Origin of the sequence: Sphingobacterium corticibacterium (genome assembly GCF_004208525.1) — a bacterium.
In the GTDB taxonomy this organism is placed as follows: domain Bacteria; phylum Bacteroidota; class Bacteroidia; order Sphingobacteriales; family Sphingobacteriaceae; genus Sphingobacterium; species Sphingobacterium corticibacterium.
On record NZ_SGIT01000002.1, the window covers coordinates 744,889 to 767,538 of the forward strand.

The 22,650-nt window shown below is 44.3% G+C and carries 14 protein-coding genes; 2 read left to right on the forward strand and 12 right to left on the reverse strand.

The features are described from left to right. Positions 1-96: 96 nt before the first annotated feature. The 12 genes from EWE74_RS11735 to EWE74_RS11790 all read right to left on the reverse strand — a co-directional run bounded on the left by EWE74_RS11735 (position 97) and on the right by EWE74_RS11790 (position 19,867). Positions 97-1,404 (reverse strand): DUF4861 domain-containing protein, encoded by a 1,308-nt coding sequence (locus EWE74_RS11735; RefSeq protein WP_206365211.1) that lies wholly within the window; start codon positions 1,402-1,404, stop codon positions 97-99. Positions 1,405-1,412: 8 nt separating this feature from the next. Then, a complete protein-coding gene (locus EWE74_RS11740; RefSeq protein ID WP_206365212.1) occupies positions 1,413-2,786 on the reverse strand; it encodes a PD40 domain-containing protein in 1,374 nt (457 codons plus the stop codon). A 204-nt stretch (positions 2,787-2,990) separates the two neighbouring features. Beyond that, positions 2,991-4,499, reverse strand: a complete 1,509-nt coding sequence (locus EWE74_RS11745; RefSeq protein WP_130141728.1) for a RagB/SusD family nutrient uptake outer membrane protein — start codon at positions 4,497-4,499, stop codon at positions 2,991-2,993. 4 nt (positions 4,500-4,503) lie between these two features. Next, positions 4,504-7,683, reverse strand: a complete 3,180-nt coding sequence (locus EWE74_RS11750; protein WP_130141729.1) for a SusC/RagA family TonB-linked outer membrane protein — start codon at positions 7,681-7,683, stop codon at positions 4,504-4,506. Positions 7,684-7,839: 156 nt separating this feature from the next. After that, positions 7,840-10,581, reverse strand: a complete 2,742-nt coding sequence (locus EWE74_RS11755; RefSeq protein ID WP_130141730.1) for a glycosyl hydrolase — start codon at positions 10,579-10,581, stop codon at positions 7,840-7,842. Between the two features lie 7 nt (positions 10,582-10,588). Continuing rightward, the gene (gene rhaM / locus EWE74_RS11760) at positions 10,589-10,900 is read right to left on the reverse strand and encodes an L-rhamnose mutarotase (protein WP_130141731.1); all 312 of its coding nucleotides are present in this window, start codon (positions 10,898-10,900) and stop codon (positions 10,589-10,591) included. Between the two features lie 3 nt (positions 10,901-10,903). Further along, on the reverse strand, positions 10,904-13,852 hold the full coding sequence (locus tag EWE74_RS11765) for a sugar-binding domain-containing protein (RefSeq protein WP_130141732.1): 2,949 nt from the start codon (positions 13,850-13,852) through the stop codon (positions 10,904-10,906). Between the two features lie 34 nt (positions 13,853-13,886). Further along, a complete protein-coding gene (locus EWE74_RS11770) occupies positions 13,887-15,047 on the reverse strand; it encodes a glycoside hydrolase family 88/105 protein (RefSeq protein ID WP_239018638.1) in 1,161 nt (386 codons plus the stop codon). A 22-nt stretch (positions 15,048-15,069) separates the two neighbouring features. Next, positions 15,070-15,861 (reverse strand): rhamnogalacturonan acetylesterase, encoded by a 792-nt coding sequence (locus EWE74_RS11775; RefSeq protein WP_130141733.1) that lies wholly within the window; start codon positions 15,859-15,861, stop codon positions 15,070-15,072. Beyond that, entirely contained in the window at positions 15,858-16,616 is a 759-nt protein-coding gene (locus tag EWE74_RS11780) for a rhamnogalacturonan acetylesterase (protein WP_130141734.1), read from the reverse strand. Before EWE74_RS11780 ends, EWE74_RS11775 begins: the two co-directional genes overlap by 4 nt. Before the next feature lie 12 nt (positions 16,617-16,628). Next, on the reverse strand, positions 16,629-18,518 hold the full coding sequence (locus EWE74_RS11785; protein ID WP_130141735.1) for a rhamnogalacturonan lyase: 1,890 nt from the start codon (positions 18,516-18,518) through the stop codon (positions 16,629-16,631). Between the two features lie 17 nt (positions 18,519-18,535). Further along, complete coding sequence (locus tag EWE74_RS11790; RefSeq protein ID WP_239018639.1) at positions 18,536-19,867, reverse strand: rhamnogalacturonidase; 1,332 nt, start codon at positions 19,865-19,867, stop codon at positions 18,536-18,538. A 437-nt stretch (positions 19,868-20,304) separates the two neighbouring features. Between EWE74_RS11790 and fucP the strand changes: the two genes are divergently transcribed. Further along, positions 20,305-21,555: an L-fucose:H+ symporter permease gene (gene fucP / locus EWE74_RS11795; protein WP_130141736.1), complete on the forward strand. Its 1,251-nt coding sequence runs from the start codon at positions 20,305-20,307 to the stop codon at positions 21,553-21,555. Positions 21,556-21,567: 12 nt separating this feature from the next. Continuing rightward, complete coding sequence (locus EWE74_RS11800; protein WP_130141737.1) at positions 21,568-22,620, forward strand: aldo/keto reductase; 1,053 nt, start codon at positions 21,568-21,570, stop codon at positions 22,618-22,620. The last annotated feature ends 30 nt before the right edge of the window (positions 22,621-22,650 follow it).

Here is a 22,650-nt window from a genome sequence, read left to right on the forward strand (position 1 = left end):
GACATCGTTGCCAGCTGCAATTTAAGGAAAGCATTTTATCGAGCTATCATGCCGTATCCTGTGCAAGGGTAATAGAAATTAATCGAATATTCAATGCTATTTTTCTGAACCGACCTGCAATTCATTAGCAGTAGAAATTTCTATCACGACCTTCGCGGTTAATTGTTTCGCCAGATCTACGATGTAATCTTCGAAATAATCGCGATTTCGGAAACCTTCGTCGCTCAGTTCCCAACCGGCAACGGCATAATAGCTGACAGGGGCATCATCGGAGATGTCTAGTTTGGCCATATAACTATCCACCAATGGGCCTATTTTCGGAGCTTCCGTATATCCCTTATAACGGTCATACGGCAGAATAAGTCCCAATCCCAGCCACCACTCCTGATCGTAGGACTGTCGATCGTGCGTATATAACACCACCCATTGGTTATCGATGATGATTTCTTTGGGTGGCTGACTCGAAAAAATATTGACCAACCCCACGAGTAAGGTATCCCTCTCTTGCATTCCTTTGGCACGAACCGTATTTTGATAGCCATACATTCCTGCCCAAATAATAGGCTGCTCTGTTAAGCTATAATAACGGCCTCCTGCCTCCCAATTCCGGTACTGAATATCCATGGCAGACCGCAAAGGCCCTTTCCCTACAACCCTAAAAATCGTCGTGTCCACATTATTGACAGCATCCAATGCGGTTACCCCTATACGGTACATGGTATCTCCATTGGCCAACGCGATCCCACCAATTCCCACAGAGTTCCCTACAGGCATGATATCCCTTCCCCAATCCAACATCACATGGTAGTTGTCTTCCACAGCACCCTGCGCATTGATCCCAACATCGGAAGGGCTCATATAAGAAACCTTTTTCCCAAAAACGTCCTTCGAATTACGACCGTCCAAATAATGTCGAAACCCCACTTTGTCGTTTTCCCAAGAAGGTCCGTCCGTCTGGTAAGGTTGATAACCTATGCTGAGTGGCAATTGGTCAGCGTAAAGTGTGTCTCCTAATCTCGGCTGTACCGGATCGGCCAATCCGTCTCGCTTACCAAACCGAACTGCCGTTTTCTGTTCATACGCTATGCTGTCATCGGTATGTTGTGCTGTCAAGACCACTTCGCCCAACGCGGGGATATCGATTAGGAAAAATAATTCATCCCACTCACCGTCTCCGGTGGTATCATCTACTTGGGAGGGAATGGTATCGCCCTTTGCATCAAGCAGGAGTGGGTAAAATTTCTTGTCGTTCGTCAAGTCCAATCGTTGGACGACAATAGCTTTCTGCCACAAATCGACAGAATCGGTATTCTTCAGCGTAATTATCTTTATTTCTTCGCGTTGGCTACATGATGATAATGCCAAAAGGGCTGTACAGCCTAAAAAAAATAAATATTTCATCATCCTATCGATTAATCAAGTCTTTTACTATATGTTCGTTCCATCCAACTTTTGGGTACGGGAATAATACAGATGTTCATCGTACGGTCATCTTCCGAGATCATAGCGGATTGGATCTGGATACGTGCGCCATCCGGACTGAATGTGGGGTGTGGGTGGTCGGCTGCAGTAGTTTTATGTCCCGAAGACAACAATATCATCTCTTGGGTATGACGGTCAATCAGATAGATGTCTCGTGCGAAGTCATCTCCAGCCAACCAGCGGCCATCACCTGAACCAGCTACATGCCAAAAACCACTGCCGCGATGGGTCTGTCCTTCAATACGCATTTCCCGTGTCCGCAGGCTTACGACGGCAAAGCCTGTAGGCTTCTCTCGTGTACCAGAAGGCCCCCAAGCCGTTTCCTGTCCGGGGTTAGCACCACCGACCGCTGTACCCCGAGAAGTTTGGGTATCCACGACTCCGGGAATAGGACGATGCCCCATAATCGCAAAACCCACCTCATCCGGTGTCAGAAATGCTTCATGGGTAACCCATTCGTATTCGGACTCGGGATAGAGCGGCCGCAGTCCAGTACCATCCTCCATGACTGTCCAGGTACGCTGGGGCGACTTGCCTCCGGTTTCCCAGCAAAAAACAATTTCACCCTTTTTCCAAGGATTTGTCTGTATATGTCCAACCTGAAAGGGAACAGAGATCACATGAGCAACTTCACCGGTCTTGATATTCATCTTTGCGATACCTGATGGACCCGCTCCCATGTTGCGGGGACCAAAGGCTTCTTCAATTTTTGTATTCTCAGGCAGGTGTCTGGCTGCTTCGTCCTTACCAACACGGAAAAATACCCATTCTTCGCTATCGCCGTCCAATGCCATATCGCCACCGGCACCAATTTCAGGAGGTGTGATTCCACATATTCGTTGGTAGACTGATGTCGACTGCAAATTTCCACTCTTGCTGTCTGCAAACAGTCTTTCCAGATCCACTTCGACAATCTCCATCGAACCATCTGTACCGTTTTCTATTGGTTTACGCATGAAATAGAGGTGCATAGAGTTTCTCGCGATATTCAACATACCGGTATACCCACCTTCAGTGACCTGTACCATTTCTCCACTCTCTTCATGAACAGCGATCGCTTCACCAGGTACACGGTCTGAACGAAAAACCAACCATTTTCCATCTGACGTCCATTGATTGTGGGTCTGGTATATTTTTGAATCCCCGGCCGATGTGCTGGTTAAAAATACCAGGTCAATCCCCGTTACCGGATCCTTAACAATCTTCCTTTCGGAAGGAAAACGTTTACCAATCTGTGCTGTGACAGACCAAGAGCATAACATGATCATACCAAACACTATCAATCTCCAATAAATCGTATACATAGGCTTATTTCATTAATATAGGATTAACCTCACTTCTAGTAATAAGAAGGTCTATCATGTTTATTGATAACATAGTTACCAATTGCAATTTAGGGAAAGCACTCCATAGAACTATCATGCCGTATCCTGTGCAAGTCGATAGAAAAGTAAAAGAGCTGCTCAAATTAAATCAAGCAGCTCTCTAACATATACATATAATAAAAACTAATACCCGTTATTTTGATCGTACAGTCCAGGAGCATTACTCATTTCTGACTGCGGAATAGGATATAGGATATAATCCGTTTTGAAATCTTCCATTTGCCCTCCAGTGTCCTCCTCCTCGATCCAGGATGTCATCGTAGTCTCTACCGTTCCTGACCGGATAAGGTCAAACCAGCGCAATCCCTCGCCCACAAATTCACGGCGGCGTTCCTCTAAAAGTTGTGCTTTCGTTACGCCTGTTAGCGGCGTCGTTAAGCCCGCGCGCTCACGGACTGCGTTCACGACTGCATCCACATCCGTTATCGTAGAGCCCGGTGCCCCATTCAATACACATTCTGCTTTTAACAGCAACAAATCGGTATAACGAAACACGATAAAGTTGATGGGCCAGTCAAACCGGCTCGTGGTGGGCACCTTGGTGATATCAACATATTTTCTGATAAAGGAACGGTTTTCGACGACAGCTCCATACGTATACCCCTCCTGTATGCTAAAGCTTCTACGGACATCATTTTCATCGTATTTATTTAATAAATCCAAGGAAACCGGCCGTATCATAAGGCCTCCCTGTACCCCAAACCCTAAAGATTGGAACCACGTATCGGGTACCAATACCCAAGGGAAGGTTGCACCAACGACAGGCGTGGACCCGCTGGAGTATTCGATATTAAACACGACCTCTTTATTACGTTCATTGCTGTAATTGAATATCTCTTCATAGGTCGGCAAAAACTGAAACTCGTTACTGGTGATAATATCGTCAAATTCATGCACAGCCTCGCTCCATTCATTAGTATTCAGCCCGGCTCCATCGAGACCATAATCAGGACCCGAACGTGTCATGTATACTAGCCCCAGCAGCATCTTCGCACTATATTTATTTGCTCTTCCCTTATCTACAGCAGGATAGTCACTCGGTGCCGGTAAATAATCTATCGCCGTATTCAGATCTTCCATGATCAAGTTATACACATCACTCACGGAACTACGCGGAATAGTCTTCGCTTCAGTCGCCGAGACCACCCGGTCAATCAATGGTACTCTCCCAAAATAACGAAGCAGATCAAAATAATAAAATGCCCGGAGGAAACGTACTTCTCCTTCCATACGTCGACGGACAGCCTCATCTAAAATGACGGACTCACCTTTTTCAGTTAATTGTGCTAAATAATTATTGGCTCTGAAAATACCGGTAAAATTGGACTCCCAAGCCTCCTCCACATAAGGATTGCTCGAAATGGTACGATGAAAGCTGTTTATTCCCTCCCAATCGCGCACCCCTCCATCGGAAATAGCATGTAAATTGTCCGATCTCGTCTCGGATAGATTCATTAAACGGTCTGGATAGCTTCTTGCCGAACTATAAACCGCATTTAGCCCCTGGTTAAAATCATCCACCGTTTGAAAATAAGTTTCGGACGAAGCGTCTGAGATTGGTTGCTGTGCTAAATCCATATCACAGGAGGATAACAAGCTTAAGCTGATTGCTAAATATAATATCTTCTTCATCGTTTTAAAAAGTCAAGTTAACACCAAATGTAATTGTCTTCGGCAGTGCGAGTCCACCGTAGTCGCCAGCTTCGGGGTACTGATTACTGCCACTCAAATTTGTATTGGCTGATTCGGGGTTAAGCCCACCATCGTATTTATCATTACCCCAGAAGTTTTCCAAGGTTAAGTATACCCGTCCGGAATTTAACCAGGATTGCCCTGCTAAGCGCAAATCTTTGAAATTGTATCCGAACGTCACGTTGCGTAGCCGCCAATAATCTGAAGAATACAACCAATCCGTATTTTTGATACGTCCGAAAGTAGAGTAAGCTTTTCCGATCCGTCCTTCGCCCGGATCTTCGGCAGAATACCACCTATCCCGGTAGAAACCAAGCGCGTTGTCGGTGGCACCTTGGCCTGTACGCCCTAAAGCCCGCCCCAATAGCGAGTAGAGATGTCCGCCGTTCTGCCCTTGGAACATGAAGCTCAAGTCAAAATTCTTGTACCGGAAGTCGTTCGTGATTCCCCAAACATAATCCGGGTTAGGATGTCCTACGAGTACACGGTCGTCTGCATCGATCACCTTATCACCATTAGCGTCCACATAACGCGGGTCACCGGCAACCTGCGTGCCATACAAGGCCGCCCCATTATCGATGTCTTGCTGCGTAAGAATACCGTCTTGTTGCACCACATAAATACTATACATCGGTTGCCCGACGCGCAAAATACTGTGTTCAATGTCAAAAGAAGAAGGGATCAGGATTTCCTGTTGATCGCCTATTAACTGCGTCACTTTATTGGTATTATGGCTCAGATTAAATGAGGTCGACCAGGTAAAATTATCCCGTTGTATATTACGCGAAGTGATCTCCAAATCCCATCCACGACTCCTTACTTCGCCCGCATTATCCAATAATGACCCAAAACCCGTCGACCACATCGTCGGTACATTCAGCAACAAGTTACTACTCGTCCGTTGGTATACGTCGAATGCCCCGGACAGGCGGGATTGGAATAAGGAAAAGTCTATCCCCACATCAAAGGTTCTGGATTTCTCCCACGTGAGATCGGGATTGATGATATTGCCCGGAGCCCAGCCCGGTGCCGACGTACCATTCCAAGAATAATTGGCTTCACCTAGAACGGCTATACTGCTATAATCGCCGATGTTATTGTTTCCAGATTCACCGTAACTACCTCTGATTTTCAAATCTTGGATAAACGTTGCCGATTGCATAAAACTTTCATCCGACAGACGCCAGCCCGCGGATACCGATGGGAACCAACCCCATTTGGTATTCATGCCAAAGCGCGATGATCCATCGCGACGCATGCTTGCCGAAAACAAATACTTACCGTCGAACGCATATTGCACCCGCCCAAAATAAGATAATAACAAGTTTTTCGTCGCATCCGTCGACGCCGTGGTTCCCACTGCTGCGTTTAAGGTCATGATATTACTGTTCCTATAACCTCCCTGCGACGTAATGGTTGACCCATCGAACCTGTCGTAGTTATACGCATGTCCTAACAAGGCCGTTAAGTTATGCTTATCCCGTTCCAAATTATAGGTTAAGGTATTCTCGTTGACAAAAGTCTGTTTCCGGTATTTATTACTTGATCCGTAGGTAGCCTGATTTGGATTGTTTATCCGTTGCTGCAAGGTTCCCCCGATCGTATACGGTCTGAAACTAAACGCCGTACGGTCGGTATGGTCCACGTTTACCGTTGTCTTAAAAATCAAATTATCTAAAATATTATATTGACCATACAGCGTTGCCAGTATCCGAGCGGTCTTATTTTCACCCACATAGTTGGTCAGCTTCGCTATAGGATCATTAGTAGATGTGCTCCAAGGATATGTTTCATTTTCAAAAACATTGACGGTACCCACAGCGTTGTCCTGAACGGGCGACATCGAATAAATCTGATGTATGATATTATCTTTGCCTTCTACGCCAGGATCGTTTGCCTCCGAATACGTCGGCGCCAGATTCATCCCAAAGGTCAGCTTTTTCGTTGGTTTCACATCGATATTGGCACGAAGCGCATAATTTTTATAATCTAATCCCTGCACAATCCCTTTCTGATCCATATAGTTACCCGACACATAATAATTCACGAACTCTGTACCACCCGATGCGCCCAATTGATAGTTTTGTACCATCCCTGTACGATAGGCCTCATCTTGCCAATCTATTAAATGTAGACCGGGGTAGCCATCTTGCTGCCAACGTTCATCATACATAAAAGTGGTATTATAAGTCCCGGGAGTCAATCCTAAAATCGCCCGTCGTTCGTCCATACTCTGGTTTGCTAACCGCCCAGCTCCCGAAGCTTCCCACTGGCTATTGATCATTTCTATAGAACGATCTATCCATTCCTCTCCATTTAACATATCCAGCTTCCTATAGGGTGATGACGCCCCTAAATAAGTGTTAAATGAAATAGTCGGCTTTCCAGATTTCCCCCGTTTTGTCGTAATGAGTACGACCCCGTTGGCTGCCCGTGAACCATAGATGGCAGCAGCCGAAGCATCTTTCAAGACCTCGATCGATTCGATATCGTTCGGATTAATATTATCTAAAGGATTACCGGATGCGTAGTTTCCCGATCCGTTAGGTGCCGCTGTCGCTAAAGGAAAACCATCGATAACATACAGTGGTTCACTCCCTGCCGTAATTGACCCGGATCCACGAACCTGCACACTAAGACCTTTACCTGGCACTCCGGTTGTCTGTTTCACGCGGACACCGGACATTTGCCCTACTAATGCCTGATCTACGCGCACTAATGGACGTTCCTCCAAACCTTCTGCATTAAATTTAGAAACAGGTGCGATAACGTCCGAGCGACGTTGTGTACCATAACCGATAACCACCACTTCATCCAAAACCTCGTCCTTCGCTTTCATAACAACCGTCAATGGCTGCAATGTCTTCACGACAAGATCTTGGTTCTCATACTCCACGGAGGTAAAACGTAAAGTCTCACCGATCTTGACAGGCACACTGAATGCGCCATCTGCACCAGAAGACGACGAACGGTTCTCATCTCCCAAAACCTGCACAGAAACCCCTTGTATGGGCTGCTGTGATGCGTTTACTATCTTTCCCGTTAGGGCTTCCTGTGCTACCAAAACATGACTGGTACCAAGAAAAAGCGCAAACAAACAATAAAAAAACACGGACTCTCTCATAGATTTATCAACTTGTTATACCATAGATTTATACTAGCTCAAAAGCAAGGTAGAAAGTTTATGTAACAAAACTGTTATGCACTTTCATGGTCGGCATAAAAAAGGCCATTTCCTTTTCGAAAACGGCCCCTTCTGTTTAAAACAGATCGGAAAGTATCAATAACGGAATAAACGCACAGGTCCTTTTAGACCGCTATCCATTAGTTTCCATTGACTTGCATCAAAATCTTTATAATCAATATTCACAAAATTGATCTCATGGTAATTACGCCACGACACCTTTCTTTTATCGAGGTCACGAATACGGTTTGCCATCAAATTCGCTACTTCAATGCGAATATCGTTCTTACCATTTTGTAACAGTTCTCCAATCTCCAGCGTAAACGGATGCGCCCATACGATACCGGCATCTTTCCCATTCACCCACACTTGTGCACTTTCACCCACTGCTCCTAAATGCAATTGATAGCCTTTGTCCGACTTCTTGTCGATGGCAAAAGAGGTTTCATAAGCCGCTGTGCCGGAAAACTTGTCGGCGACTGCATCTCCCCAAGTTGTCCAATAGCTTAGGGTGTTCAACGTTCGTGTTTTTGGTAATTGTGGCCCGCCGTGCAAGAAGCTTACCTTCCACGGATGAATGAACACCTTTTCCTCCTGCGGCTGATCGATATAGCGGTAGTCCGTATCTACTTTATCCGTGTCGGACACATATACCACCCAAGCATAACCGGCGGGAATCTGCAAGCGAATAGCCCTGTTTTCTATCGGAAGATTAAAGATATCGTCCGTCTGCGGATCCAATAACGTATAATGCGTTCCTTCGCTGTTCAATCGAACAAACTGGTCTATTGTTTTATCGGTATGATTCACCAAGTAATAATACGTCCCGTTCTCCGTCACCCGTCTGTTAAATTTAAGTCCCGTACGGGCTAACCGTTCAGCATATAGTTGCTCTGTTTCCAGGGCCGAGTATACATCATTCGTCAGGTAGACTTTTCCCTCACCATAGGCTGTATATTGGTTTTCTTCCGTTCCATTAAAGTGGAGTGTCGCCAGTAAGTCGTTCAGTTTTTTGCGACGCGCTTCCTGATTCGCTAAACCGCCAACATCTTTCGGTAGCGTTTCAAAAATGAGTGTGGCCCCATTCTTCGCTAATGACAATAGATTGTCGAGGGTTTCCTCCGAAAAATATTGTGTAGCGGGAATATAAATAACTTTGTATGGTCGCGCATTCTCCGCCGTTACGACCTGCTTGTTTTGAACGGTCGATTTAGCGAGAATAGCATCGGTTACAAAATCAAAACTATATCCCAAGCGCTGCAAAGACATGCTTTGTTTGTAGAATTCAGTGGGGTGTAACCAGTCATCAACATGATGTACACTCAACGTCTTAAACGGAGCCTTTGTATCATGCCAGACATCATATATTGGCCAATAAATCAAGAGTTCATTATCGGCCTGTGTCGTCTGTAAGATAGACTGTACGCGGGTAATGTAGTTATTTAATCCCGGAAGGTGCGACCAGAACGAATTGTTGGTCGTAAAATTAACCGATGCGTAAAATAACCAGCCCGGATAAGGTACATCTTCGGGAGAATAGGTTGTTCCGTGATAAAATACATGGTTTACACCGGCTAAGAACAATTGCTCTACTTCTGGCTTTGCCTGCGAGAGGGAGGTTTTAAAATGCTCGGTAAGCCACGTAAACGTTTCGGATGACGTATATTTCTTGCCCGTGGTGTGTGTTGCCGAAGAAGCAAACTTAAACATCATCGGATCAGGATCAACATTCCGAACATCGGTGCTGTCCCGTCTCAAATCCGGAATAGCAAAAAAACTCGATCCAAAGGTTTCACATTCGGCAATATCGGTACTGGCATACAGATCGATCAAATTTCCCGGCGATCCATGTGCCTGGTTTTTCGATAGCGCGCGGTGTTGATTGGAAAACGAGGTAAAAGGAATCAAAAAGTTATCCTGAAGAATAGCACTCACGACTTCCCGATAATCTGATTTCACACGCTTTTCCCGCTCTTCATCATTCCCTTTTCCAGCAAAGTCTACTAAATACGCCTGTAATTTATATCCTTTTCTCTTTTCAAATTCTTCCAAAAAGCTATCTGTCCAGTTGGCGCCGTATACTTCATAACTGTCGTTAAAAAAAGCACGAAGCTGTATGTCCTTTCCATGAAAGGCTTTCTGGAAGTGATTAAAGTAGCGTTGTACAGGCTCTTTACCCAAGTGGTCTAGCGTGAATCCTTCGCCTCCGGGTGCCGCACGCTTTACTTTTTGGCGGGTACGCCCGGAGAAAAGGGCGATCACGCGGACGTTTTCCGGTGCTGTCCAGCTTCCCGACTGATCATGCATATGGTTGTCCAGATTAATCTCCTCTCCATTGGATTTATATGCGCGAAGAGCTTGTAGCTTACTGAAGCTTTGCTTGGTATCACTTACCCCTAGTGGAAACGATATCGCCTGGCCTTTCTTCAGATCGATCTCATCTAAAAACAATTTAGTGGCCGCATGTTGTTCGTCTATTTGGGGGCCACCGAATGGCCAGCCTGTTCCTAAATTAATATCCACCCCCATCTGATGGCTTTTTGCCTGCTCCACCGTAAATGTCAGCATATCCATCCATTTATCCGATAGGAAGGGGATATACCGATCTTCATATCCTTTTGCTCCATATATTGGTGTCACCTCTACCCCTCCGAAACCGGCTTCATCAAGTAGTTTTATCTCTCTGGACAGATTGGGTTTATCCACAGCGGAACCGAGCCACCACCAGCGTGTCCACGGCTTCATTTCCTTCGTTACGCCGGGCCACAAATCTTGTGCCCATCCGGCAGAAGTCGCCATTCCACAACATAGCAATATCGCTAAAAATCTTTTCTTCATCGTCGTTTTAATCTAAATGGAAAACTTTCGTTAATGGTATAGAGACAGGTGAAAAGTCGGCGTTAGTTTCCATAATATCTGCCATATATTTCCACCAGCGCTGTACAAGTTCCGTGTTTCCCAGTTCTTGGGACGAGTTACCGGTCAAACGTTGCACTGCAAAAAGGGTATCGGTTTCCTCATCCAAAAAAATAGTATAATCTGCTATGCCATTTTCTTTCAATAGTTCGACCAATTCCGGCCAAATAGCGGCATGTCTCTTTTCATATTCTTCCTTCATCCCCGGTTTCAATTGCATTTTAAACGCTACCTTCTGCATAGTCTATTGTTTTTTATGGATATCTATTTCAATAATACTCAATCGTCCTTTTGCGCCGATATCATCCCGCGCCACGCCATCATCCAACTTCTTACCTCCGATTTCGGCATGTTGATTTTCCGCAGCAACAACCGAACTCCCTTTCAGCTGAATTTTCACCCGACGTCCTTCTGTACGTGGGATTTCTAATGTGTAATACCCTAATGTTGTTTCTGTATTTCCATCAAATACCAGCTTGTCATCGACGAAAACCTGTAACGGATAACTTCTGGATCTAAAGTTATTCAATTTTAGATCAATCTCGTCAATAACCGATTTCTTGGCCAGGGTATATTCTATCCAGGCGTTTTGCAATGATCCATCGTTTACCCAGTCCGTCAGCTCATTATCATCATAGGAGGCTACTGCCATTTCTTGATTTGCGCCTGCCTGAACTTTCTGTATCGGCAAGGTTATACGCCGCTGCTTTAATGTTCGTTCTTGTAAACCCTCCCCTCTATCCAGATTTAAGGGCAATCCTATTCCGGCATTTTTGACAAAAAGCCCATTTTTATCCGAAATAGGAGATACTTCCCATACAAGGCTATCCGCCGTAAGGCCATTCGCCTGTGCGTGGATTTTCACTTCTCCTGCTTCACCAAACCGGGTACGCAGCATGATCCTGTTTACGCCCGCTTCTACTGGTAACGATTCAGAAAGGATGTAATTGTTAGGCCCTTGCGCAATACCTCCCCGCCAGTCCATAGGGCCTTCCCAACGGAAATCAATCATATTGGTTGCTGTGGGGCAACGTCTTCCCTCTTTATCCAGTACTTCGACATCGACCAAAACCATGTCATTGCCATCGGCATATAAGCCGTTATCACCGTGCTTATAATTTAGTTTTACACGATAAGGCTCGCCTGCCGTTTGTATGATCTGCTCATTCAAGACATTATTATTTTCGTCATAAGAACGAGCTTTTAGTTCGCCCGCCGCAAAAGCAATTTGTGGAAAAGTAAACAGAAATTGGTAAGAGCGTTCGCCAAACCCCTGGCTCTGACCGTTCACCAAGAGCTCTACTTTCTCGCCCGCGCTCACCACATGTATATCCTTTTTTGTATCTGTTGGATAATTCCAGTGACCGATGATATGGAGACCTTTCGGATCGGGATCTACCCAGCCGTTCCACATCACCTGATGTGCATAATACCCATCTTTAGGAATCCGCATAGCGTCTACTTCACCACTTCGACGATAGTTCTCTTTACCTCTATAATGTGTATTGGAGTCGGAGAAAATAATATTCACACCGCCCGAACTGACACGTTTTCCCGTTCCCGGACGAACTTTCCAATATTCCCACCAGCGGCGAACCGTCTCCATGGCATGTTGATCCTGATTTCTGTTGTAGTCGCTGGCGTCGTTGCCTTTATACAAGGGCCCTTCTCCCTCCTTATGGAACGGATAGGTAAATTCATCCCAGTATTTACGCAAACCTTCATCGCGCATGTACTCGGTAGCAATCATCGGATGCTTAGCACTTTTATTGATATAGAGCATCTCTCCACCGTACTCGGCCAGCTTGCTATCCAGCATTTCACGTGAGCCTATAGCCCGCCCACCATGCGGATCATATTGGTCACGAATGGCCATCATCGCGGTCATGTGGTCTTCAGAGATGGATTCATTTCCACTTTCCCAAAACAAGACACTCGGACTGTTACGGTAGTAAATGATCGCATCTCGCATCAATTCTGTCCGTTGCTCCCATCGACGACCTTCCACGTCCCTTTCCGCATCTCCAGCAGGCAGCATTTGCATCAGTCCGACCCGGTCGCAAGATTCCACGTCTTGACGCCAAGGTGCTACGTGCATCCAACGAACCAGATTCGCATTACTTTCCACCATCAACTTATTGCTGTAGTCACTCACCCATGGGGCAACAGACAGCCCTACCGCGGGCCATTCATTGCTCGTTCGTTGGGCATATCCTTTCATCATCAATACCTGGTCGTTGAGATAGACCATACCATCCCGAAATGCGGTTTTCCGGAAGCCTGTACGTGTATCAACCGCATCGATCGTTTCTCCACCAACTACCAATTTAGACGTTACCGTATATAGATAACCATACCCCCAGTTCCAGAAATGCACATTGTCCATTTTTGACTGTACCTGGATGAGCCCTGTCGCTCCGGATTCCAATGAGAACGGATTTTCAAAGGTTTTTACCAACACACCTTCAGCGTCTCGTACTTCCACCACAAACTGACCATTATACGTATCAGCTGTTTCGTTTTTTACTTCAGACGCTACATGGAGATCCAGCCTTTTTTTTGAAATATCTATGTTTTTTGCATAAACATATACGCCCTTAGTTTCCAAATTAGAATATAAAGGCAATGTTTGGTATACCCCACCCGTAAAATGAATCCATACATTTTTGGGAATACCGCCGTAATTCGCATTAAAATTCTTATCGTTCCATTGGAAAATGCTGTTGGTTGCATTTTCCCTATACCGCCAATCGTTATCGGTTCGAATAGCCAGGACATTTTCACCTTTTTTTAACACCTCTTTCGAGATGTCTAATCCCGCTGCCATGACACCGTTTTCGTGGCGGCCTATCCAGATACCGTTAAGATAAAATTCAGCTCCGAAACGTACGCCTTCAAATTCTAAAAATACCTTTTCTTGCGGAACATCATCCGGCAACGTAAATGTTTTACGGTACCAAACCACCGCTGTGCTGTGTTCGTGTATAGGCTTTGCAAACGCGTCGTCCTCATTCCAGGCGTGGGGCAGCGTAACTTCTTTCCATTCCTTATCGTCAAATGCAGTTTGCTTAGCGTCCGGTATATCGCCAATATGTAGTTTCCATGCGGCGTTAAAACTATAGGTTTGTCGGGGTTGTGCGGATATCACTAAACCACACAACAAGATACCTACCGTTATACAAAGTTTTATCATATCATCAGGTCTTAATTATTTTCTTATATCGCTGCTATTTTTGGTTGTCCAACAGTCGGTACACTTCTGTCCCGGCCAACAAAAAACAGCCGAGTCCGTAATCTTCAAAATCGGGTACGCTCGCATAGCTCACCGGCTGACCGTCTTTAGGTTCTTTGCCTGTTCCTTGCAGGTAGCCTAGGAAACCAGACGGGTGTACAGCTTCGTTTACCATGGCTTTCCATGCTTTCTCCATAGCAGGTCGGTAGGTTTCCTCGTCCAATAAACCCTGATTTATCCCCCAAGCCATACCATATACAAAAAGAGCCGTACCGCTGGTCTCGCGGCCACCAAAATTAGTGGGATCATGCATACTGACATTCCAGAAGCCATCTTCCCGTTGCGTAGCCAACACACCTTCCATAAGATCCTTGAAATCCTGTAAATATTCTGCGCGATGCTGTTGATTTTCCGGAAGGAGATCAAGCACCCGAACGAATGCAGCTACCACCCAACCGTTTCCACGCGACCAATAACAATCTTCGCCATTAGGTTCCTTATAAGGGGGAACAAAATCCTTGTCCCGCCACCATAGTTTATCTTCTCTATTATATAAACCGCCCCCTTCAACATCACGGGAATGTACGTACATTTTGTACATATAATCAAAGTACTGCTCATCATCATACATAACACCCAATTTCGCATATATCGGCATTGCCATCTGAATAGCATCTATCCAGGTCCAGTCATCCACTTGTCCCGATGCGATGATAAAATCGATATTCTTCTTAATGTCTGCTATGCGTTCTGGCTGTGGATCTATTTCGTAAAGATCCAGATAGGTCTGACCGCAGTTTTGATCATCGCCATTACGGGTTTCGGTACCGTTACGCAATCCCCACGCATGATTATTGCCCCAGTCGACCGCATAATCATAATAGCGTTTATCAGGATCAACTTTATACAATGCCATCAACCCCTCGTAATATACACCTCTCGTCCAAATATTACTCGGACGCCAACGGGTGGTATAAATCGGTTTCTTCGTATCCGGCCATTTATTCATAAAATAGTTATTGGTTCGCCGCAAGACTTCCAATACCTCGTGCTTGTCTTCCTTTTTGGAAACCAGTTGCTTCTTGGATGCACAGGCACTCCAGAGAATAGTCATGACGACCAGCATACTATACATTATTCTTTTTCCGTTAGTCATATTATTTGCGTGTTATGCTACGTTATTTTTTCAAATATTTATTCAATCCTATTTCGGGATTTTTTTCCAAATAATCTGCTATCAACGACGCGTTCACTTCTGCCCCTGCTTTCAAGGTATGCGTATGATCTTTTGGTCCAAAAAATAAACGGCCTACCTCTTCCTTTCCGCGTTTCTCATATTCAGCGACAATCAAATCTTCCAAGGGGATGAAAAAAGCACCTATCTGTTGTGCGGCTTCTTTCGCCCATATGGCATAATCTGATCGGATTACTTTATCTCCATCCCAACGATTGCGGGGAATAGGTGAGCATATAATCGCCGTAGCGCCTTTATCCCGAATATTTTTCACAAATACGCGTAGATAGTATCCATAACTATAAACCATTTCTTTCTGTTGCAATAACGGATTTTTCACTTCTTGATAATCGTCACCGTTTCCTTTGATCGTACCGCGCGCGCGCAACGTATCTACAATAGGACTCGCATCGTTATGCCCAAACTGCATAACAACATAATCGCCTGGCTGAATACTATCCAAAACCTGTTGCCACAGTTTTGGGTTGTTGTAAAATGTCCGGCTACTCGTGCCTCCTAATGCTTTATTCTGTAAGTCAATTTGTTGTAGGTTAAAATAATCTGCGATAAAACTACCCCATCCCCATTGTCCATTGCCACCATCTCCTCGTCCGGTTTTTACGGTAGAATCTCCTATCAGAAAAAGAGTGGGTTTGTCTTTCTTTTCGACAAAAGAGCATAAGCTCCATACGAATAAGACAAAGGATACCCCTATCATTATTTTGCTTTTCGTCATTTTATATATTTTACTAATGGATGTTGTATATTTCTTAAACCTTCTATGACCGAAGCTGCATTCTCCATAGCTCCGTCATAATTCGTATGGGTATGGTCTCCCGGAAAATACTTCGTTTTTACCTGTTCTGGCCCAATATTATCGTATTTTTTGGCCGTAATTTCATTCAGATCGATAAAGGGCACCTGTTCCTCTTCTGCAATCTGCCTTGCCCAGAGCCCGAAATCCTGATTCGCGCGTTTCACGTTTCCTTGTTCATCCCATTGATTTCGCGGAATCATCGAAAGTAATATCGGATGGACACCTATCTGTTTAGCCTCGCGTACAAAACGACGTAAATTTTCGCCGTAAGTACGTACTATTTCCATTTCTCCACTCCCCCAATCCAATACAACAGAGTCTTGTCCGATTCCTCTTAACACGCCTCGATAGCCTTGCCGCGTCGTGTCCGGTTTACTGCCTTCGTTATGTCCAAACTGAATCAACAAGTAATCACCAGGTTTCATATTTTCTTTCACCCTATCCCAACGACCTTCTTTCCGAAAAGTACGTGTACTCCGGCCAGCCATGGCATGATTGGCCACAGTCACCTGTGTCGTATCCAAAAACGTCCCTAATAGCGAACCCCATCCCCAATACGCCTGATTGCTATTCCTCACCGTGGAATCTCCAATCAAATAAATCGTCGGTCGATCCTGTATCCCGAAGGAAAAGAGACAGATACCCAATAATATGATCGTCAATTGCTTCACCATCTGCTTGTAGCGCTATTTCTTTATTTTTAAATCTCGTTCCGGTTTTACGATACGTATGTCTGGCGCCTTAACCGGCAGGGCCATCCCCGTCCCAAGGTAAAAACCGGTATGGGGTGGTTGGTTATACGCTACATTTTGCCAAGCAATACTTAAACGGTATACGGGATCATGCATCAACGTATACAGCCTATATTCCGTTGGAATAGTTGTCGTGTATATCCGTAGCGATTGGTTATCATCGGAGCGAAGGATGAGTTCTTCCCGCCAATCGCCTAAGATATCGGCACTCAAGTTAGGTGTACTTTTTGTCCCGTTAATCGATGAAGCACCCTCTGCCCTAAAAATAATCCCCTCTTTATATTTTTCGATATAATTACTGTTCAACAGCTCCCTGCTTAAATCGCCATCCCACCAGATCAGAAAGTTTGCCGAGCGAGGCGGCTGTCCTACCGGATTTCCTTTCATATTATACATCACCTTTGAACCTAGCCACCACATATAGGCTCCTCGGTGGTTGGGGTCGATATTCGCAGCGACTCCTCGTCCCACATCCTGATCGATAGCACCTTTAAAAAGCACTTCCCCTGTTCTGGCATCGCGAAGTGCCGCACCTACTCCTTTACGCCCGCCTTTCAGTTCATGTATACCAAATGCCTCCAGACCCGGGCGATCTGGATCCAAATCGGTTACATGCAACGCATCGCCATGTCCCAAACCTGTTGTATATAATCCGGTACCATCGTCATCAATGCACATGGCACCAAATATGATTTCGTCTTTTCCATCTTCGTCCACATCGGCAACGGCGAGACTATGATAGCCTTGTCCGGCATAGGGATGTTTACCCGTTTTGGTATCAAAAACCCAACGGCTTACGAGTTCTCCGTCTTTAAAATCCCAAGCGGCTAGTGTCGTTCGTTCATAGTAACCTCGGGTCATGACAAGGCTAGGGTTTGTTCCGTCCAAATAGGCAATAGCGGCCAGATATCGTTCTGATCGATTCGCTCGGGTATCTCCCCAACTGCGAAGATCACCTCTTTCAGGCAGATAATCTACCGTACTGACCGCTGCACCTGTACGTCCGTCGAAAACCGTCAGATATTCCGGTCCTTCTAAAATACGACCGTAGGTGGACGAACTGCTATCGGTGTCCCGCCAATCCGCATGGGCATCGCCTATCACCCTTCCCACGCCATCTTTTGTACCGTCTGCCGTTTTGCATATCAATTCTGCACATCCGTCACCATCTAAATCATACACCATAAATTGGGTATAGTGCGCTCCCTCTCGAATATTTTTCCCTAGGTTGATTTCCCACAGAAAGGTGCCATCCAATTTATATGCCTGAAAAATAGGATCCGTCGTTATACCGTTATGGGCATTGTCATGTCCTTTTCCCGTTTGGTGTATGATAATTTCATAGGTACCATCGCCATCTAGATCGCCTACCGACGCATCGCCAGGGGTATAACCTGCCGGGGTCCGTAGTGGAATCTCCAGATACTGTCTTACGGGTGTATTCTTTGCCAGTTTCAGCGCAGCCTCGAAGTTTTCCTGTTGGTTTTGCAGGCTAACTAATGTGTAGGTTACATCGGCCGTTAAATCGACTTGCTTATCTTCAAAGTTGGTTCCTTTCGTCAACGGCTGATCGGTAAGGCGCACCTTTTTTCCTTCTCCATATTGTCGATAAAGGTGAAAAGGAAGGTTGTACATATCCGTTGCGAGTAAACGCCAACTGATGAAAGCACTGTTATCCGACGTCTTAACAGCGACCAACCCCCGATCTAAATGTTCCATCAAACGTTGGGCGGGCAAGGGTATCGTGATGCTCATGATAACGAGTATCACCAAGAGTTTCCTCCATGCATATCTCCCTTTTGTTTTATTTCTTGTCTTCTTCATAACAGGTTGTTTTATGCCTATTGCTGCGCAACTTCTTTACCATTCACCACCACGTTCTTTAGTGTAAAGTTCTCAATGTAGCGCTGATTGATATGTGGTCTTTTCGCTTTAATATTCATGTTCTCAAATGTAAAATTGGACAACTGATACTGGTCGGAGTTACTGACGTCAAATAATACATTACATTCCAAATCGATATTACGCAGGACAATATTCCGCGCATAGGAAAGTTTAATACCTTCTTCTCCTTTCAGGTCAAAAAACTGCGTCCAAGGACGGATAAACAGCATGATATCGGCGGTTCCCTTGACATTTTCAACAAGGATATGTTCGTATTCCTGTGGTGTATCCGGACGCATCTTCAATTGGAGCATTCTTTTCGCACCATCTAGGGTATTATTCCGATAAATAATATTGTAGCTATGGATTGATTCACTACCACAGGTCAGGGTACTATGACAAAACCCAAACGTACAGTCTTCAATAATAATATTATAATTCGGTCCATTGTTGGGATCTTTGTCCGCTTGCGGTCCTTTGCCTCCTTTTAGGGCAATAGCATCATCATTCACCGACATGTAACAATTTTTTATCAATACATTATGGCAGTCATCTAAATCGATCGCATCGGAACTCGGTGCTTTAACGGGTTTCTCCGGCGCTGTGATACGCAAATCAACAAGTTTTACGTTTTCACAACGGTAATAATGTGATGTCCAGAACGGAGAGTTCTTTAAATGTATCCCCGAGACCTGTACATCTTTGCTATTAGACACATACAATACCCGTGGACGCATTTCGTCTTTATTCGTACAATTTGGATTGAATCCGCGTCGAAGCCAAAAAGCTTTCCAGTAGCGAAGTCCATTTCCATCTAATGTTCCTTTACCAGACACGGTAAAACCATCCACTCTGTCTGCATTAACCAACGCTGCAAAATACTTAACCGTTTCGCCTTCTATACGTGTCATCAATAATTCAAAGTGGCTGATATCATCGCTTCCTTTCAGCACCGCCCCTTCTTCTAAGTGCAAATGGGTTTTCGGCTTAAAAAATAAAGACCCACTGAGAAATGTACCTTTAGGTATAATGACTACCCCTCCTCCAGCTTCGTGCGCTTTGTCAATTACCGCTTGAATTTTTTCCGTTTGAAGCAGGGTGCTATCTTGCTCAACACCAAAATCCGTAATACGGTATGATTTCCCGAGTGTCTCTATACGGGTCGGCTCCACCTTTTTGAACCAATTAGAGACGGGTGTTCCATCCGGAAAACGATCCTGCCCCTTTACCACGTTGAGCGAAGTAAATGCTACAAATAACACGGCGATTATGAAGATTCTACTGTTCATCTGTTTGTTTTTTGTTGTTATCATAAAGCGAACATAGGTTGGTATCCCAGCCAGCTCCATAGTTTTATATTGTTAAGTTTCTTATTTATATAATCCCTAAACTATTAACAATTGGCAGCACAGGCAACCTGTAGTGTCCTGTGTGCACAGCTGGAAGGGGCAATTAAAGTCATTTCTCGAAGGGAAAAGCCGATATATAGGTTTGAAGGGGGACGTGTAAAAACTTTGTTATGGCGCTGCAATACCGTTGTTCATTATCGGTGTCTTTCGCTTAAATCGGAAAAAGTCGATATTGTCCACGATAATGCCGATAAATTAAATTTTAATTATCCTCCTGTTTCTTTTCTTTGCTTTTACTAAACGAAGGTTATAAACAGAAAGTTTCAGCATAATCGCTCGTCAAAAAATAAACAACATTGTACCTGATTCAATCGTAGATGAAAAATCAACAAACCAGTCGTCAAATGACGATCGCATTTATTTTGGTCACCTCTTTATTTTTTTTATGGGGGTTTGCCCATAATCTGGATCCCATATTGATTCCTCATCTTAAACGTTCATTTTTACTTACTACCGCACAATCTACATTAGTAGATTCTTCGGTATATATTGCTTATTTCCTTATGGCATTGCCTGCAGGATTGCTAATGAAAAAATTTGGGCACAAAAAAGGAATAGTTGTTGGACTACTCACTTTTGCTGTAGGTGCCTTCCTTTTCATTCCCGCTGCGGACTTCCAGTCATATACTTTTTTTCTAGTTGCGTTATTTATTATTGCTTGCGGGCTTACTATACTTGAAACCATAGCTAATCCTTATATAAGTGAATTGGGTCCAGAAAAAAGTAGCATCCAGCGTCTGAATCTTGCACAATCATTTAATGGACTGGCAGCAGCTTTAGCACCTGTTATTGGATCACGTATTATATTGATTAAGGGGATTTCTGATGAAGAGTTGACTGCCCTGTCGGATCCCGAAAGAAAAATTGCTTTGGCAGCAGAAGCTAGTACAGTAAAAGAACCTTACTTTATTTTAGGCCTACTATTGGTTATTATGGCCATTATTTTTTATACGATCAAATTGCCAGCGTCTCAACGTGCGGGAAAACCAATACGCCATAAAAGAGAATCAATATTCTCAGCATTGAAAAACCATAATTTACGATGGGCGGTAGTTTCCCAATTTTTTTATGTCGGGGCACAGGTTTCTGTCTTTAGCCTTTTTATCTTATATGCTACCCACGTTGTAGCTATTACAGAAATCACCGCTGCAGATTTACTTGCTGCATGTGGTATCGCATTCTTGCTTGGAAGATTTCTTGGGACCTTCTTTATGAAATACATAGCTCCTCACCGACTATTGGGATTGTACGCGATCACCAATATTTTTCTTTCAGCATTTGCGATGTATGCGACCGGAATGATTGCCATATATACAATTATACTAATCTGTTTTTTTATGTCGATAATGTTTCCAACGATATTTGCGATGGGAATAAACGAATTAAAAGCGGATCGAGAATACGGAAGTAGCTTACTGGTTATGTCCATAGTCGGAGGGGCGATTTTACCCGGTTTTTTTGGTTTGATCAGTGATTTTTCAGGAAATATCCAAATTGGTTATATTGTCCCACTTATTAGTTTTCTTGTAATAGCGTATTTTGCTCTATACAAGTATAAAACAGTCTAATATTATTTTATCATGAAAATTACGGAACCCCGGATTGAGCAGATTCAATCACAAGTCCCTCCGGTCATATTTGGCACCAGTGGACTTGGTAACCTATATGAAGAGGTGTCTTATGACACGAAATTAGCAATTGTCCGAGAATGTGTTAAGCATACTGAGCCCTTAACATTTTTTGATTCTGCAGGAAAATATGGAGCAGGTCTTTCATTGGAATCACTCGGAAAATGCTTAGCACAGCTGGGTACGGACCCCTCAAAGGTCATCATTAGCAATAAACTGGGGTGGTATCGGGTACCATTGGAAACAGCCGAGCCAACTTTTGAACCCGGCGTGTGGAAGGGACTTAACTACGATGCTGTGCAGCGGATAAGCTATGACGGAATAAAAGCTTGTTTCGAACAGGGAAATCAGTTACTAGGCCCTTATAAAGCTCAGTGGGTTTCGGTGCATGATCCAGACGAATATCTTGCCAAAGCAAAAACACCAAAAGAAGAGCAAATGCTATATCAAGATATTATCGGTGCATATCAGGCTCTACAGGAGCTGAAAGAAGCCGGTGAAGTTACGGCAATAGGAGTTGGTAGCAAAAACTGGAATATTATTAAAAAAATAGCCAGTGATGTCCAATTGGATTGGGTCATGATAGCCAATAGTCTGACTATCCATGATCATCCTACACCGTTATTGAACTTCATTGCAACGTTAAAAGAAAAAGGAGTGACAGTCATAAACTCTGCGGTTTTCAACGGAGGTTTTCTAGTAGGAAGTGATTACTACAATTATCAACTTGTCGATCGTAATACAGAATATGGACGTACGCTTTATCAATGGCGGGAAAGGTTTTGGATGATCTGTAAAAAATTTGGAGTAACACCTGCCGAAGCCTGTTTTAATTTTGGACTTAATATTGAAGGGGTGGTCAGCATTGCTTTAAACACTACTAAGCCGAATAAAGTTCAAGTCAATATGGAGATGGTTAAAAAAGAAATCCAAGACAATTTTTGGAATGAAATTATTGCCGAAGGGCTTATCAAAACAAGAATCAACTACGAAAATAGAAAATAGCATAGAACCTATATCTACGCAAAATCAGGG